Genomic DNA, 16299 nt, shown 5'->3' with positions numbered 1-16299 from the left:
CATTTTTTAATCAGAAAGCCGAAGCTGGGTTGCATCGAAACGCCCAAAAGGTAAAACTTAGCCCCCACTGAACACTTTGTAACCAGGCGTAACACATGAGCCACATTCTGATCGTAGAAGATGAAGCCATTATCCGCACTGCCCTGCGCAAACTGCTGGAGCGGCACCGCTACAAGATCAGTGAAGCCGGCTCGGTCCGCGAGGCCACCACCAAATACCGCCTTGCGGACATGGATCTGATCATCTCCGACCTGCGCCTGCCCGGCGCGCCGGGCACCGATTTGCTGAAGCTCGCTGGCGACGTGCCGGTGCTGATCATGACCAGCTATGCCAGCCTGCGCTCCGCGGTGGACTCCATGCGCATGGGTGCCGCCGACTATATTGCCAAGCCTTTTGATCACGACGAGATGCTCGCCACTGTGCGCCGGGTAATCGGCAAGGCCGAGCAGAATCGCGCCGCCGGCGCCGCTGCCGCAGACAGCAAGGCCGAGGGTCGCGCTATCTCCGGCATGATCGGCGACAGCCCGGTGATGCGCGACCTCTATGCCCGCATCCACAAAGTAGCCCCCACCGATGCCACCGTACTGGTCCACGGTGAAACCGGGACCGGTAAGGAGCTGGTAGCGCGCGCGATCCACGAGGAGAGCAAGCGCAATGGCAAGCCACTGATTTCGGTAAACTGCGCCGCCATCCCGGAAACCCTGATTGAAGCTGAGCTGTTCGGTCACGAAAAAGGCGCCTTTACCGGCGCCCAGACCGCCCGCGAGGGGTTGATTGCCGCGGCCGACGGCGGCACCCTGTTCCTCGATGAAATCGGTGAGCTCCCTCTGGAAGCCCAGGCCCGCCTGCTGCGGGTACTGCAGGAAGGGGAAGTTCGCCCCATCGGCGCCATCGAATCCCGCAAGGTGAATGTACGCCTCGTCGCCGCCACCCACCGCAACCTGCGCCAGCTGGCCGCCGAGCACAAATTCCGCGAAGACCTTTATTACCGCATCAACGTGGTACAGATGACCCTGCCGCCCCTGCGCGAGCGCGGCAAGGACGTGCTGAGTATCGCGGAGAAGCTGCTGGAGAAATTCTGCGCGAAGGTCAACCGCGCCACCCTGAAACTGTCACCGGAAGCGATACAGGCGGTAACCACTTACACCTGGCCGGGTAACGTCCGCGAACTGGAGAATGCCATTCAACGGGCGGTGATCCTGACGGAGGACACCACCGAGATCGATCACCGTACCCTCGATATTGATCTGGACCTGGTGCCCATCGACGAGGCCGATCCCGAGCGGCGCCCGCGCAACAGCCTGCGGGAAGACCCGCGGGAAGACCTCTCCCTGGAAGACTATTTCGCGCGTTTCGTTCTCGAGCACCAGGAAACCATGAGCGAGACCGAGCTGGCCAAGAAACTCGGGGTAAGCCGCAAATGCCTGTGGGAGCGCCGCCAGAAGCTGGGGATCCCCCGCAAAAAGGCCAAGCGACTGGCAGAAGCCTGAGGCACCGCCCTCCCCAACGCACTCAGAAAGCCCGGGCTGGAAACACCCGGGCTTTTTTGTGCCCATGAGAAAACCCAAGATTATCAATAGGTTAGCGGCAACAATGGAACTACCGAGCGCCGGTAACAGAATGGTTACCCGACGAGAAATTGGTAACAACTGAAAGTGTTACCCCCACCGGCGGACAAGTAACAACTACCTCACCTTGTGTAACGGAAAGCTGTATTCCAGCGCCAGAAAAAAGTTCCCGAAAAAGTTAAGCCATTGATTTATAAGGACTTTTTAAAGTTGGCACGCTATCTGCTTTGTATAGGTCAAACAACGATAACAGCCAAGAATAAAAATAAATGACTGTTTAAGCCTTAATAACAACTGACAATAAGCGGGCGCAACACAATAAAAATAATAGCGGGAAGATCGACAATAACAGCCAAAGTGATCGATTCCGGAGCAAAACAGAGCCAATAACAATAATAAGGCTCAGAACAACAATAAAAATAAACAAGAAAATGTCACCTTCGGGTGACGAACAACAACGAATAATAAAAATAAACAATAAGAATAAGCAGAAATAACAAAAACAATAATTTGTAGAAGACAACAAAAATAACGACAAGCACGTGACAAACTGACTGATTGTGCCTGGGAGAGGGTTTGCTGAAAAGCAAATTGATAGCGCAAGGAAGCCGCTGCCTTCATACCGAATAAGAATAATTCCCTTCTTTTCTTTCTTTTCAATCGATGCATATTGGATGCTGGACCCCACAGGAGTGGGCCCGGCAGCTGTGCATTGTGCTGTATGTGTTAGAATCCGCCCTCATACCGCATCCGGCGCCAGGCTCACCACAGCCAGGGTCCGGAGCACACCGGTTACCGTTCAAGTATCTTCGACCACCCCGTGCCCGACACACAGCGTCCGGCGCACAGGAAGTAGAAAGAAGGTACACCGATATAGATACAGCCGCCCCTGTCCCAGCGGGCTGCGGACAACACAGATAGCCGTATGTTCAACACCCTGATCAGCAGCATCAAGCGCTGGCACAACAAATCCAAAGCCAGCGAAGGCGAAACCCAGGCGGAAACCGGGCAGTCCGATTCCGGTCAATCCCCCGCTTCCAGCCCTCGCCCGCCGCGCTCCGACCGCAAACCTGCCAAATCTTCCAGCCGCTCCCGCACCGTAGTCTCCCGTAGCGACCACTGTCTGTCCCGCCGAGATGTCAGCCGTGCGGCACTGACCGTGATGAAGCGGCTGCAGGAAGCCGGATTCGAGGCCTATATCGTCGGCGGCGGTGTGCGCGACCTGTTACTGGGCGGACACCCCAAAGATTTTGACGTGGCCACCGATGCAACGCCGGAACAGGCCAAGCAGCTGTTTCGCGGTGCGCGCATCGTCGGCCGCCGTTTCCGTATTCTGCACGCGCGTATCGGTCGCGAAGTGATCGAAGTCACCACCTTCCGCGGTCACCACAGCGATGGCGAAGCCCACGAAGCGCAGCAATCCGAGCACGGCATGCTGCTGCGGGACAATGTGTACGGAGATCTGGAAAGTGACGCGGTGCGCCGGGACTTCACCGTCAACGCGCTCTACTACACCACCAACGGCTTTGAGATCCACGACTACACCGGCGGCATCCAGGACATTGAGCAGCGCCTGATCCGTATGATCGGCGACCCGGAAACCCGCTATAAAGAAGACCCGGTGCGCATGCTGCGCGCGGTACGCTTTGCGGCAAAGCTGGATTTCGACATCGAACCCAACACCGCGGCCCCATTGCGAGAGCTGGCACCACTGCTGCGCAACATCGCCCCGGCGCGCCTGTTCGACGAAGTGCTGAAACTGCTGATGAGTGGCTACGGCGAGCGCACCTTTGAACTGCTGCGGGAACACGATCTGTGGCCGCATCTGTTTCCCGACAATGCGCGCATGCTGGAACATCCCGAGGCCCTGGCGCTCACCCGCCAGGCCCTGCGCAACACCGATACCCGCATTCGCTCTGACCAGCGTGTGACCCCGGCTTTCCTGTATGCGGCCCTGCTGTGGCCAGCGGTGAACAGCGAGCAGCAGTTCCTGGAAAGCAAAGGTATTCCGCCGGTGCCGGCGCTGGCCCAGTCTGCGCAGAAAATTACCAGCGCACAGCTGGCCCATACGGCCATCCCCAAGCGCTTCTCCATGCCCATGCGGGAGATCTGGGATATGCAGTCCCGTCTGCCGCGCCGCGGCGGCGAGCGCGCCTTCCGCCTGATGGAAATGCCGCGCTTCCGCGCTGCCTACGACTTCCTGTTACTGCGGGAAGACAGCGGCGAGATTCCCGCAGGCCTCGGACAGTGGTGGACCGATTTCCAGCAGGCCGACGAAGAGCAGCGCCTGCAGATGGTTCGCGACGTGCCCCGCAACGGCCCCCGCGCCAGCAAAAGTCGCGGCCGCCGCAATCGCGGTGGTCGCAACCGAAATCGCAGCAGACGTCCAAACGGTTCGGAACGCCCGGCAGATTGAGCGGAATTCCCAAGTGACTCGCTGTTATATTGGCCTCGGCAGTAACCTGGCAGACCCCGCTGGGCAATTGCGCGGTGCGTTCGACGCCATTGACCGGGTCCCGGAAACGGAGCTGATCGCACGTTCCCCGCTATACGCCAGTGCGCCCGTGGGCCCGGGAGAGCAGCCAGATTACGTCAATGCCGTTGCAGCACTGGACACGCGCCTGCCGGCAGAATCACTACTGGATGCGCTACAGGCGATTGAGAACAATCACGGTCGCGAGCGCACCGTGCGCTGGGGAGCTCGCACACTGGATCTGGATATCCTGCTGTTCGGCAGCGAAACAATTTCTACAGCGCGATTGAGCGTTCCCCACCCGCGCATTCCGGAACGGAATTTTGTACTGGTTCCGCTGGCCGACCTGGCCCCGGACCTGATCATGCCCAATGGCACTCCGCTGCAAACGCTACTTCAGCAGTGCCCGGCAAACCGCTTGCATCAGCTGTAGCGGTTGTTCGTAACCAGGGAAAAACAAGGAGTAATTTCGGTGCCCCAACTTTCCGCCCCCGACGCGCCAGCGACCGAAGACTACCAAACAGAAAACCTCACTCACGAGCTGGATCTCATCGGCCGTGAACTGCCCCGTTTTATCGCCGTCGAAGGCAATATCGGTGTAGGTAAGACCACCCTTGCGAAAAAGCTCGCAGCCACTTTCAATTACGACACGCTGCTGGAACTTCCGGAAGACAATCCCTTTCTGGAGCGCTTCTATCGCGACCCCAAAAGCACTGCGCTACCGACCCAGCTGCACTTCCTGCTGCAGCGCTCGCAACAGATCCAGGCGCTGCGCCAGGACGACATGTTCAAGCCGGTGCGGGTGGCGGATTTTCTGATCGAAAAAGATCATCTGTTTGCCGAGGTCACCCTGGACAGTGACGAGTTGCAACTCTACCGACAGGTCTACCAGCATCTCACACTGGAAGCCCCCAAGCCGGATCTGGTGATTTACCTGCAGGCACCGCTCAATGTACTGCAGGAGCGCATTCACAAGCGCGGCATCGCGGCAGAGCGCAGTATCAGCAACGATTACCTGGCCACACTCAACGAGGCCTATACCAACTTTTTCCACTACTACGACCAGGCACCCCTGTTGATCGTCAACTGTGCGGAAATCGATATCGTCGACGAGCAGAGCGACTACCAGCAACTGGTGGAATACCTGTTGAACGTGAAAAGCGGCCGTCACTACTACAATCCCGGGAAATAAACCTCCGACCCGGCGCGCTCGAAGCGCGGCGCCCACAAGACGTCGCAGCCGATAACCTACAAAGTCAGGGCCGAATGCCCGCAACGCGAGAAAACACCATGCCCTACGGATCCAGCGAGCTGAGTAAACCCGTTACGGTACAGACTCTGCGAAAGATGAAAGCAGACGGCGAGAAATTTATCTGCGTCGCCCTGTACGACGCGCCGATGGCGGCAATGGCCCAGAAAACCGGCGTGGAAACCTTACTGATTGGCGACTCTCTCGGTATGACAGTGCTCGGCTACGACAGCACCATACCTGTCACCATGGAGCAGATGATCTACCACGTGGAAGCGGTGGCGCGAGGCAATAAAAAGTCGCTGATTATGGGCGATCTGCCCTTTATGACTTACGCCACCCCGGAGCAGGCGCTCACCAACGCCACCCGGATCATGCAAGCCGGCGCGCACATGGTGAAAATCGAGGGCGGCGCCTGGCTGGCGCCCACGGTAAAAATGCTGACTGAACGCGGAATTCCCGTGTGTGCACACCTGGGGCTCACACCGCAGTCTGTTCACAAGCTGGGAGGCTTCCGCGTGCAAGGACGGGACGACGAACGCGCTGGCGAGATTCTCGATGATGCGGTGCAGCTGGATGAAGCCGGGGCGGACCTGCTGGTACTGGAGTGTGTGCCCTCAGACCTCGGCAAGCGGATCACCGAAACCGTCACCATGCCCACCATCGGTATTGGTGCGGGCCCACACACCGATGCCCAGGTCCTGGTCATCAACGACATTCTGGGACTTACCGAAAAGCCGCCGAAATTTTCCAAAAATTTCCTGGTGGAGGCCGGCGACATTCCCGGCGCGCTGCGTAAATACGCCGAAGATGTAAAAAACGGTGTCTTCCCCGACAAAGACCACAGCTTTAGCTAAGAATCCGTTGACTACAGAATACCGGTAAAGAATCTCGATAGCAGGCAAGCAGTATGGATTTCGAAACCATTATCCGTGGCGCACGGGAAAGTGCGCAGCCGGAAATTCCCGCAGGCTGGACCCAGGGTCGCGCGACATTTGGCGGCCTGGTGGCGGCGATGCTATATCAGCCGATTGAAGCCACTCTGGAAAAGGCCACCGGTGAGGGTGCGCAACAGACGCCGCTGCGCTCACTCACCCTCTCCTTTGTTGCACCGGCTGAAGCGGGTAGCCTGACGACTTCAGCCCGTGCACTGCGCGCCGGGCGCTCTGCAGTGCAAATCGAGGCCCATGCCGCCCAGGGCGAGCAGATAACCACAGTGGCGCTCGCGAGCTTTGGCAAATCCAGGGAGTCTGTGATTTCTGTGGGTACGGGTAAGGCACCGGAATTTCCCGCACCGGACGACTGCCAGGCACTGCCCTATATTGAGGGACTGGTTCCAGAGTTTACCCAGAAGTTTGATTACCGGTTGGGTGCCGGCGCACTGCCCTTCACAGGCAGTGAGGAAGGACGTATCGGCGGCTGGATCCGGTTCAAGAAAGACAGTGAGGAACCTACCGGTGAACCGGTCACCACCAGCCACCTGCTGGCACTGATCGACGCGTGGCCCCCAGCGGCACTATCGCTAATGAAGACCCTGGTCCCCGCCAGCTCCCTGACCTGGACCGTAGAGTGGATGCCTGCGGCCCAGGATACGACCGCGAGCGCGAACGACTGGTGGCAGTACCTGGCGGAAGTGGAACAGGCAGAAGACGGTTACGCGGTCATCGCGGCACGCCTATGGGATTCAAATGGGCAACTGATTGCCCTCTCCCGCCAGACGGCCACTATTTTCGGGTAAGCAGATATCTTAAACCGCGCGCGCTGTAGGTTTAAAGCCACTTTTTCCACCGGAATACCACCAGCTGGATCGCTACGGTAACTACCAGCAGTACGCTGAAAATCACAAACGCCTGGGGGTTCTCGGAACCGGGAATCCCCCCGACGTTCACCCCCAGCAGGCCGGTTAGAAAGCCGAGCGGCAAAAAGATTGCGGCAATAATCGACAATACATACATACGACTGTTGAGCTGTTCGGAAATACGGCTCATCAACTCTTCCTGAGTCACCGCTGCGCGCTCGCGCACCGCATCGATGTCCTCGATATGGCGCAGCAAGCGGTCGCTCACTTCGCGCAACTGCAGACGGTCCTGCTCTTCGATCCAGTCCAGCTTCTCCACCATCAGCCGCGCCAGGGCCTCCCGCTGGGGGGACAGGTAGCGACGCAGGGTGATGGTCTGTTTGCGCAGCACCGCAAGGTCCAGGCGCAAACTGCCGCTGGCTCCGGCCACGACCCGGTCCTCCAGGTCGTCGATGGTGTCTTCAAAAGTGTCCACGGTATCGCTCATCCGCCATACCAGCAGGTCTGCCAGCTCCACCACCAGCCCCGCGGTAGTGCGTGGACCGCGGCCACTTTCCAGCTGCTGACAGAGGTCATTGATGGAAAGCAACTGGCGCTTGCGAGTACTGATGACCCGCGTCTCCTCTGCCCACAGGCGGATGGAAACCATATCCTCTGGCTGAGATTCCGGGTTGAGATTGACCCCGCGCAGGGCAATCAACAAACCATTCTCCATCGACGTGGTACGCGGGCGGGTTTCCTCGGTAAGCAGTGCTTCCGCCACCAGTGGATCCAGCTTTGCCGCACCGCAAATCCAGGTGCGGGTGTCGCTATCCGTGTAATCCAGGTGCACCCACAGGCGCCCCTGGGCCGGCTCCCAGGTTTCCACTTCGGTCCAGTTCAAGCGGCGCCCGCGGCCACTACCGTCCAGAAGATAGGCGTGTATCAAGCCTGCCTGCATTCGAAGTTCCCGCCCTAGCGGCTCAGTTCCAGCCGCGCACTGGCAGTTTCACCGGCGCTCAGCTGCCAGCTATTGGCAAAGGCGTTACCGTGCTCCACACACACAAACCCGCGGTAATGAGGGCCGATATCGCCGATGGTGGACGCCAGTTCGGCGCCCGGGTTCCAGGTAATAACCGTGTGGCAGTTTTCACTGCGGGCGCGAATCGGGTTTGGCGTCATGATCGTTTGCGCGGCAGGCGCCTGCTCAAATACCCGATCCACCTCACCGGAGAAGGTCTGGTTACCCTCCAGGCGGTCGCGCGCGAAATTCAGCGTCTTATCGAGGTACTCAACGCCGGAAAGGCCTTCCACCTGGACCTCATTCACATCGGCAACAGCGAAATAACTGTGCAGAGCCCAACTGTACTCGGCGGCAAACTCGGCGGTATTGGTGAGTTCGAGATCGAATGTCAGGGTTTCTCCGAGTCCGATTTTTACCGAACAGGTGAAACTTGCGGGGAACATCGTATCGCCGGGGTGCTCGTATTTCAGAGTCAGGGATACGCGGCCGTCGCTCTCAAGCACGCTTTCGGCGAGGGTCCACGGTTGTACGCGCACCAGGCCGTGCTTTGGCTTGGATGGATCCTGTCGGTTTTCGCCAAACCACGGCAGGCACAGCGGTACCCCGCCGCGCACCGACGTGCCGGGCTCGAATGCGGTGGCCGGGCTCAACCACAACAGCGGGGCACTATTGCGCGCGCTGAACTCCAGCACCTGGGCCCCTTGCAGCGCAATAACCGCGCGGCACAGGTCGGTCTCCACCAACAGCAGGTCCAGGCCCGGCTTGCCGTAGAGGGCACCGCTATCGGTGCGGGTCAGTTGTTCAATTACTGCCACAGAGAAACTCCGTTTCGAATTTTTATTGCGGATCGGCGCGATGGCTTGGCGCCACGGCTTGAAATGGATGACTAGTCTATCGTTTCCAGCGGGCTGCTTTCTATCGCTGCACCGTCAATATTGATAGGGGGAATTTCCGCCAGCGCAGGCTGCGTCAGCGACGTTTCAATCTGCAACCAGTCAAAGCCTTCCTGCTGGCAGGCGTAAATACAGTTGGCGGCTTTGGAGGCCGCCTCCGCAAGCGCCGCGCGGGCCAGCTCCAGGCTGTTGTTTTTTTCACTAATGTGCGCCACCACAAGATGCTGCAGGCGCTCACTCCCTACCCGCTGCAAAAAACCCGCAGCCTGCTGGTTACTGAGATGCCCGTAAGCTCCCCCTACACGCCGCTTCAGAGAAGGCGGATAAGGTCCCTGGGCGAGCATCTGTGGATCGTGATTGGCTTCCAGCAAAAGCGCATCACAGTCACCAAAGTGAGCCTCCACATGCGGGGTAATGGTGCCGAGGTCGGTGAGTAATCCCAGACTGCTGCCACGACTGCGGAACACGAACTGTGCTGCCTCACGCGCATCGTGGGGAACCGCCACCGGGGTAACCTGAATATCTCCGATGGCAAATGGCTGGTGCCCTTCGATCAGCTGGACGTCGGGCAAGGTGCCAATGTCCCGTGCACGCAGGGTTCCCGGCGTCAGATAGACCGGCAGGCGGTATTTGCGCGCAAGCGGGCCGACACCACCCATATGGTCGCTGTGTTCGTGAGTAACGAGAATTGCGGAGAGATCCGCGGGAGAGATACCGAGCCGCGCCATGCGCCGCTCGGTTTCCTTGATGGTGAAACCGCAGTCCACCAAAAGGCAGTGATCACCACAGGCGACCAGAGTGCCATTGCCCTTACTGCCACTTCCCAGGGAGGCAAATCTGATCGCCATACTTACTGGAGCCCGCCGTCAGATCAGGTTCTGGCGGATTGCCATCAGCAGTTCGGAGGCTTTGGCACGGGGAAGCGGTAAACCGCGCGTGCTGCGAACACGCACCTCAATCGCGTCGTCTACACCGCGCAATACCACCAGATAGCCGGGGATATCCGTATCCGGTGCGCCGCCAAGTCCCTGCAGGTCACTAAACAGCGCAGGTTGCACTTTGGCATTCATATCGATGTTCGCCAGTACCTGCTGCAGGCTGTACGCATCGGCCTCTTTCGCCAGCTTGTCTTCGCCCTTGCCGGAACGCCAGCTGGAAAACCAGCCATCTTCCTCGTCAGACAACTCGCGGTCCACGTCGTAGGTGACATAGAAGATACCGATGTCGGAGTCTTCCTTGTGCAGGCGGTAACCGCCCGTATTCAGGGCATGGGAAACCGTCGCCCAGGCGCGGTTCATGGCGAGACCGAGGGCCACAAAGGGCTCCTTACCCGCGGGCTCCATCACCTGCACTTTCACTTTGCCGCCACCGATAGCCTGGGCCACCAGGGACGCCGCCGCGCCGCTGGAGTCGGCGGCCAGGGCCGATGACATCTCATCGATCATCCAGCCCTCGCGCTCGTCACTGCTGGACTGCGCCGGCCACTCAACCGCGACACTGGCGGGGGACTCCATCGGCACAGACAGGTGACGCACGTGAATTTCCGTGGTGTCAGGCTGAACGCCGGATTCCACCTGCAGCCGGTACTTGTCCTTGGTGTCCGGGTTTTCGCCAAAGGTCAGCCAGGTGGTTTCCATGGTACCGGCACCGGCATCGGACATGGCCAGTTGCAGGCCCGTGGTACGCAGGAAGTAATGCAGTTGCGGCCAGACTTCATCCGGCGGCTGGTTCACCAGTACCCAGCGGCGGTTGCCGAGTTTCTGGATCTTCACCCGATCCAAACCCACGTTGACCGATAGCGCCTGAGGGCGAGGCACCACAAAGTCGCCACGGTCTACATCCCCACTGATATGCGGCACTTCGTAGAGTTCTTCCTGGTGCTTTTCCCGGATTCCTTCTGGCATCTGCAGCGGAGGCAGGCTATTGGCCAGCTGGTAATCGTCGCCGCGGTCGCGGAAATAGCCGTCGTCACCGAAAATGCCACAGCCGCTGAGGGTAGAAACCACGGTGCACAGCAGGGCTCCGGCAGTCAATTTTGTCATTATTCGTACCTTGTCGAATCAGTCGCGATCGCGTTGTTCCAATTTCAGCCGCGCACACTCACCTGGCGTGCGCTTGCCTGCGCTCAGCTGTCAGAGCACCCCGGCGCTACGCAGTGCGTCGCGCACCACACCGTGGTACTCGGAAGACAGACCAGTCAGGGGCAGGCGGATTCCGCCATCAATGCGGCCCATTTCCTTCAGTGCCCACTTCACCGGTATCGGGTTGGACTCCACAAACAGCGTTTTGTGCAATATTTCGATGCGCTGGTTAATGGCGCGGGCGGTTTCGGCGTCGCCAGCCAGGGCCGCTTCACACATCTGCGCAACCGCCGCCGGTGCGACGTTGGCGGTAACACTGATATTTCCGTGACCGCCCAGCAGCATCAGCTCCACCGCAGTCGCATCGTCACCAGAGTAGACGGCGAAGCCTTCCGGCACCAGATCGATCACCGCGCGGGCCCGCTCCAGGTCGCCCGTCGCTTCCTTGATGCCCACGATATTGCTGATGGAGCTCAAGCGAGCGACGGTGTCTGGCAGCATGTCTACTGCGGTACGCCCGGGGACATTGTAGAGGATCTGCGGAATGGCAACGGCCTTGGCCACCGCCTTGAAGTGCTGGTACAAGCCCTCTTGGGTGGGCTTGTTGTAGTAAGGGGTCACCAGCAGGCAGGCATCCGCGCCGCATTTAGCGGCAGTGGTGGTGAGCTCGATGGCTTCGGTGGTGGAGTTGGCACCGGTACCGGCAATCACCGGGATACGGCCAGCAACCTGATCCACAACGCGGCGGATGACTTCCAGGTGCTCGTGGACATCCAGGGTCGCGGATTCGCCAGTGGTACCCACCGCTACCAGAGCGCGGGTGCCCTGCTCAATATGCCACTCCACCAGATCGTGCAGCTTGTCCCAATCCAGGTCACCATCTGCAAACATGGGTGTGGCGAGCGCCACCATACTGCCGGAAATCATTGCAACTCCTTCTCTAACCGGCCGGGGGCCGGCTGATACCACCTAAAAATGAATGCGGTATGTTACTGAGCGTGCCAGTTCGATGCCAGCGCAAAAAAGTCATCCCGTTATTGAGACGCCCGCAGCACCAGAATCGTTCAAATTTTGCGCTTTTTCCGCCGTTTTTTGCGAGGAGGGTAGAAGCTCTCATCCCCTTGCGGACGGGTTTTAAAGCGGCGGTGTACCCACATGTACTGAGACGGGTTTTCCCGCATGCGCGCTTCTACAAACTGGTTGACCAGCACCGCATCCCTGTATTCATCGCCAGAGGGAATTTCTTCGATCGGCGGGTGCACCTTGACCAGATAAATCCCCTTCTCTTCCAGGCGAGTCACCGTATAGGGCACCACCTTGGCACGGCCGACCCGGGCGAACCGGGAGGTGCCGGTTACCGTGGCCGCCTGCACACCAAACAACGGCGCAAACACGCCCTGCTTGATGCCGTAATCCTGATCCGGTGCGTACCATACGGCGCGCCCCCTCTGCAGTGCACGCAGCATTCCGCGCACATCCTTGCGTTGCAGGACGTTAGAGCTCTCACCATGACGCTCCCGGCCTTTCCGCTGCATATAGTCGTACACCGGGTTTTTGTGCGGCCGGTACATGCCATCCACCGGGTGGCTCATGCTCATAAACGCAGCGCCAATCTCCAGGGTGGTGAAGTGCATTGCCATCAGCACCACACCCTGATCCCGCTCGAGGGGCTGCTGCAAATATTCAAGCCCCTCGATGGTGAAACGGCGGCGCAGCCAGCGGCTGGAGCGAAACCAGGCCATGCCGGTTTCCATCAGCGCGATGCCGTTGGAAGCAAAATTGCGGCGCAGCAGCTGCTCGCGCTTCATCGGGGACAGCTCGGGAAAACACAGGGCGAGGTTGCGCTCGGCGATCAGGCGGCGGCTGTTGGCAAAACGCAGCATCAGACGGCCAATAGACCGCCCCAGCGACATCTGCCAGCGATAGGGCAACTGTGCCACCAGGTACCAGATTCCAAACAGGAACCAGGTCAGCCAGTAACGAGGGTGCAAAAGTGCGGCACGAAAATGGGGTTTTTCCATAAAAAGCGGATAACTGCGATCGAGAACAGGAATTCCGGCCGCCTCAGCGGCCGAAACAAAGCGGCGCATTATAGCCGCGCAGTCCCATCGCCGGATATACCCGTTACCGGGCACTGCCCAGACGATCACAATTTGCTATCGGAAGTCCCGTAAACGGGTTCCCTGTGGCCTGTGCCGAGGCCAGTGTCAGTGTCAGTGTCGCAGCAGAGCGTCCAGCTCATCGACTATTTCGCACCAGTCAGAATCCTCGAGAATCGCATCCCGCAGGAACTTGCGCTGACTGTCGCTCCAGAACTCGGCTCGGGAAAGTTTCTCCTCCCCCGTCAGGTGATGGCGGCTCAAAAAATCCTCGATCGCCTCATTGTCTGAGCCCAGCCCCAATTGAGCGAACAGGTCGTTGAGTGTGTGATGTCCGGTTTCCATCGCGTTTCCCCTTGAATTGAGTCGCCTGCGGTACACAGTCTGCAGGGGTCGAGCGTCGCCCCTGCACAGAAAATCCGAAATACGCATTCCAGTATAGATAATCCGGCGCCAGATCGGTTTGGATAGCGGGTCACCTCTGGCAACAGCACCTCCACAAAAGCACTGGGATCGCCGGCCCAATAACAGGTGTGCCGGCGCAGGCGCACAAATTCAAGGGGCAGGGTTTGGGCTGGCGTCATGAACCTGACCAATGGCCGTCAACAACTCGTCACTCAGGGTCAATTCGGCGCTGGCAATATTGCACTGCAGCTGCGCCATGGTCGTCGCCCCGATAATGTTACTGGTGACAAACGGTTGCTGGGTCACGAACGCCAGCGCCATTTGCGACGGGTCGACACCGAACTCCCGCGCCAGCGCGACGTAGGACTCCGTGGCCAGAACCGCTCGCTCACCGGTATAGCGCTGGAAACGCTCGAACAGGGTAAGGCGCGCGCCCTCTGGCCTGGCGCCGTGCAGGTATTTCCCGCTCAGGGTGCCGAATGCCAAGGGTGAGTAAGCCAGCAACCCGCACTGCTCGCGAATCGCCATTTCCGCGAGCCCCACCTCAAAGGTGCGATTCAACAGGCTGTATGGATTCTGGATGGACGCGATCCGCGGCCGGTTACCATGAGCCGCAAGGCGCAGGTAGCGATGCATGCCCCAGGGAGTCTCGTTGGACAGACCGATATGGCGTACCTTGCCTGCCTTGACCAGCTCTTCGAGGGCGGACAAAGTTTCGCTGATATCCACACCATCGTCATCGCCGTGCTGATAGCCGAGCTTGCCAAAAAAGTTGGCCTGGCGCTCAGGCCAGTGCACTTGATAAAGGTCGATGTAGTCGGTCTGCAGACGTGCCAGTGAGTCGTCGCACGCCTTCAGAATCTGATCGCGATCGAGCCGGGGGCCGCCGCGAATATGGCCAACTCCGGAATTTGCCGCACTGCGCCCGGTGACTTTCGTTGCCAGAACAACTTCGCTGCGCTTGCCGGTTTTGTGTAACCAGTTGCCGACGATTTCCTCGGTGCGGCCATAGGTCCCGGGCCTGGGCGGCACCGGATACATTTCCGCGCAGTCGATAAAATTTACACCGTGGGCAGCGGCGTAGTCGAGCTGCTCAAACGCTTCGGCTTCGCTGTTCTGCTCGCCAAATGTCATGGTGCCAAGACAGATTTTACTGACCTGGATACCGGTCTTGCCGAGTGTGCGGGTTTCCATTTTCTTCTCCTGAAATCTTGTGGGCACATTATGCCGATTTGAGAAGCGCGTTCGCAAAAAACAAAAACGCCGGGCAATTGCCCGGCGTTTTCATCGGAGGGAAAAACGGCTTATTTGAAGTCCGCTTCCACCAGTGGGCTGGTGTCGGCTTCGTAATCGACGCCTTTTACACCAAACCCAAACAGTTTGAGGAAGTCGTCGGCGTAACCTTTGTAGTCGGTCAGCTCAAACAGATTCGATTCAGTCACTTCCGGCCAGAGCTTTTCGATCTTGGCCTGGGTTTCCGGACGCAACTCTTTATCGTCCATGCGGAATCGGTTGGTGTCGTCCAGGCGCGGAGAATCGGTGTACAGGCCTTCGGTGTAGAGGCGGTACAACTGCTCGATACAACCTTCGTGGGTGCCCTCTTCCTTCATCACTTTGTAGACGAGGGAGATGTACAGCGGCATAACCGGAATGGCGGAGCTGGACTGGGTCACCAGGGCTTTCAGTACCGCGACGTTGGCACTGGCATTGTGACTTTCGCTGATGGCCTTGGCGGCACGGTCCAGGTCTTCTTTGGCCTTGCCGATGGTGGCGTGGCCATAGATCGGCCAGGTAAGTTTTTCGCCGATGTAGGTGTAGGCGACGGTCTTGCAGTTGTCTGCCAGTACGCCGGCTTCGCCCAGGGCTTTCATCCACAGTTCCCAGTCTTCACCGCCCATGACTTTGACTGTGGCTGCGATCTCTTCATCGTTCGCCGGGTCAACACTGATGTCGGAGATTTCCAGCTTGTCGGTGTTGAGGTTTTTGGCGGTGTAGGACTTGCCAATGGGCTTCAGAACCGAACTGTACAGTTCACCGGTTTCCGGGTCGGTACGGCGCGGAGAAGCGAGGCTGTAGATCACCAGGTCGATTTTGCCGAGATCCTGTTTGATCAGGTCGATGGCCTGGGCTTTGATTTCGTTAGAGAAGGCATCGCCGTTGATACTTTTGGCGTACAGACCGGCTTTGTGGGCTTCTTCTTCGAAAGCAGCGGAGTTGTAGTAGCCGGCAGAAGCGGTACGTTTTTCCGTGGGCGGTTTTTCGAAGAATACGCCGAGGGTGTTGGCGCCACAGCCAAAGGCCGCGGTAATGCGAGAGGCGAGGCCATATCCAGTGGAGGCGCCGACAACGAGAACGTTTTTGGGGCCGTCTTCGATGGCGGGCTGGGATTTGATGTATTCGATCTGTTCGCGCACGTTGGCGGCGCAGCCCTGCGGGTGGGCGTTGGTGCAGATGAATCCGCGAACTTTCGGCTGGATGATCATGCCGGGCTCTCCGTTGGTGATTCTTCGGTCTTTTCAGTCACAAGTGGCCGACTGAGCAGCCATAAAGCGGGACATTCTAATGGCCTTTAGGGGTAACTCCCATAGTCGCAGGTCACGGTTGGGGAGATTAGTGGCCAAAATTTCAGGGGTGGCGGCCAGTTTAGCCAATAATCGATTTTTTGACTTGCCCTTTCCTGGTGCGCAACGCTTAATTATTGAGCATGAATGACTACTTCAGATCCAGCGG

The 16299-nt window shown here is 58.8% G+C and carries 15 protein-coding genes; 6 read left to right on the top strand and 9 right to left on the bottom strand.

Annotated elements, in window-relative coordinates:
* The first annotated feature begins 95 nt into the window (after positions 1-95).
* From ACYX4K_RS02085 to ACYX4K_RS02060, 6 genes are all read left to right on the top strand, one after another.
* Positions 96-1490 carry a sigma-54-dependent transcriptional regulator gene (locus tag ACYX4K_RS02085; RefSeq protein WP_475093753.1) on the top strand — a complete coding sequence of 465 codons (1395 nt, stop codon included), beginning with the start codon at positions 96-98 and terminating at the stop codon, positions 1488-1490.
* Positions 1491-2493: 1003 nt separating this feature from the next.
* A complete protein-coding gene (gene pcnB, locus ACYX4K_RS02080) occupies positions 2494-3984 on the top strand; it encodes a polynucleotide adenylyltransferase PcnB (protein ID WP_475093754.1) in 1491 nt (496 codons plus the stop codon).
* Positions 3985-3997: 13 nt separating this feature from the next.
* Positions 3998-4474: a 2-amino-4-hydroxy-6-hydroxymethyldihydropteridine diphosphokinase gene (gene folK, locus ACYX4K_RS02075; RefSeq protein WP_475093755.1), complete on the top strand. Its 477-nt coding sequence runs from the start codon at positions 3998-4000 to the stop codon at positions 4472-4474.
* A gap of 108 nt (positions 4475-4582) precedes the next feature.
* Complete coding sequence (locus ACYX4K_RS02070; RefSeq protein ID WP_475093962.1) at positions 4583-5233, top strand: deoxynucleoside kinase; 651 nt, start codon at positions 4583-4585, stop codon at positions 5231-5233.
* A 98-nt stretch (positions 5234-5331) separates the two neighbouring features.
* Positions 5332-6147 (top strand): 3-methyl-2-oxobutanoate hydroxymethyltransferase, encoded by an 816-nt coding sequence (gene panB / locus ACYX4K_RS02065; protein ID WP_475093963.1) that lies wholly within the window; start codon positions 5332-5334, stop codon positions 6145-6147.
* 53 nt (positions 6148-6200) lie between these two features.
* Positions 6201-7028 (top strand): acyl-CoA thioesterase, encoded by an 828-nt coding sequence (locus tag ACYX4K_RS02060; RefSeq protein WP_475093756.1) that lies wholly within the window; start codon positions 6201-6203, stop codon positions 7026-7028.
* A gap of 31 nt (positions 7029-7059) precedes the next feature.
* On the opposite strand, the gene zntB is transcribed toward ACYX4K_RS02060, so the two are convergent.
* The 9 genes from zntB to fabV all read right to left on the bottom strand — a co-directional run bounded on the left by zntB (position 7060) and on the right by fabV (position 16052).
* Positions 7060-8028 (bottom strand): zinc transporter ZntB, encoded by a 969-nt coding sequence (zntB, locus tag ACYX4K_RS02055; protein ID WP_475093757.1) that lies wholly within the window; start codon positions 8026-8028, stop codon positions 7060-7062.
* Positions 8029-8042: 14 nt separating this feature from the next.
* Positions 8043-8906, bottom strand: coding sequence for a D-hexose-6-phosphate mutarotase (locus ACYX4K_RS02050; protein ID WP_475093758.1), 864 nt, complete (start codon positions 8904-8906; stop codon positions 8043-8045).
* 71 nt (positions 8907-8977) lie between these two features.
* Positions 8978-9832, bottom strand: coding sequence for an MBL fold metallo-hydrolase (locus tag ACYX4K_RS02045; RefSeq protein WP_475093759.1), 855 nt, complete (start codon positions 9830-9832; stop codon positions 8978-8980).
* A gap of 18 nt (positions 9833-9850) precedes the next feature.
* Positions 9851-11026, bottom strand: coding sequence for an outer membrane protein assembly factor BamC (gene bamC, locus ACYX4K_RS02040; protein WP_475093760.1), 1176 nt, complete (start codon positions 11024-11026; stop codon positions 9851-9853).
* Positions 11027-11116: 90 nt separating this feature from the next.
* Positions 11117-11992: a 4-hydroxy-tetrahydrodipicolinate synthase gene (gene dapA, locus ACYX4K_RS02035; protein ID WP_475093761.1), complete on the bottom strand. Its 876-nt coding sequence runs from the start codon at positions 11990-11992 to the stop codon at positions 11117-11119.
* A 137-nt stretch (positions 11993-12129) separates the two neighbouring features.
* Positions 12130-13086, bottom strand: coding sequence for an LpxL/LpxP family Kdo(2)-lipid IV(A) lauroyl/palmitoleoyl acyltransferase (gene lpxL / locus ACYX4K_RS02030; protein ID WP_475093762.1), 957 nt, complete (start codon positions 13084-13086; stop codon positions 12130-12132).
* Between the two features lie 192 nt (positions 13087-13278).
* A complete protein-coding gene (locus ACYX4K_RS02025; RefSeq protein WP_475093763.1) occupies positions 13279-13509 on the bottom strand; it encodes a DUF2789 domain-containing protein in 231 nt (76 codons plus the stop codon).
* A gap of 210 nt (positions 13510-13719) precedes the next feature.
* Complete coding sequence (locus tag ACYX4K_RS02020; RefSeq protein ID WP_475093764.1) at positions 13720-14763, bottom strand: NADP(H)-dependent aldo-keto reductase; 1044 nt, start codon at positions 14761-14763, stop codon at positions 13720-13722.
* 110 nt (positions 14764-14873) lie between these two features.
* A complete protein-coding gene (gene fabV / locus ACYX4K_RS02015; RefSeq protein WP_475093765.1) occupies positions 14874-16052 on the bottom strand; it encodes an enoyl-ACP reductase FabV in 1179 nt (392 codons plus the stop codon).
* Positions 16053-16299: the final 247 nt, after the last annotated feature.

Source organism: Microbulbifer sp. ABF4_107 (genome assembly GCF_056312215.1).
The sequence above is the reverse complement of the archived record's forward strand: the minus strand, read 5'-3'. Positions and strand labels throughout refer to the sequence as shown.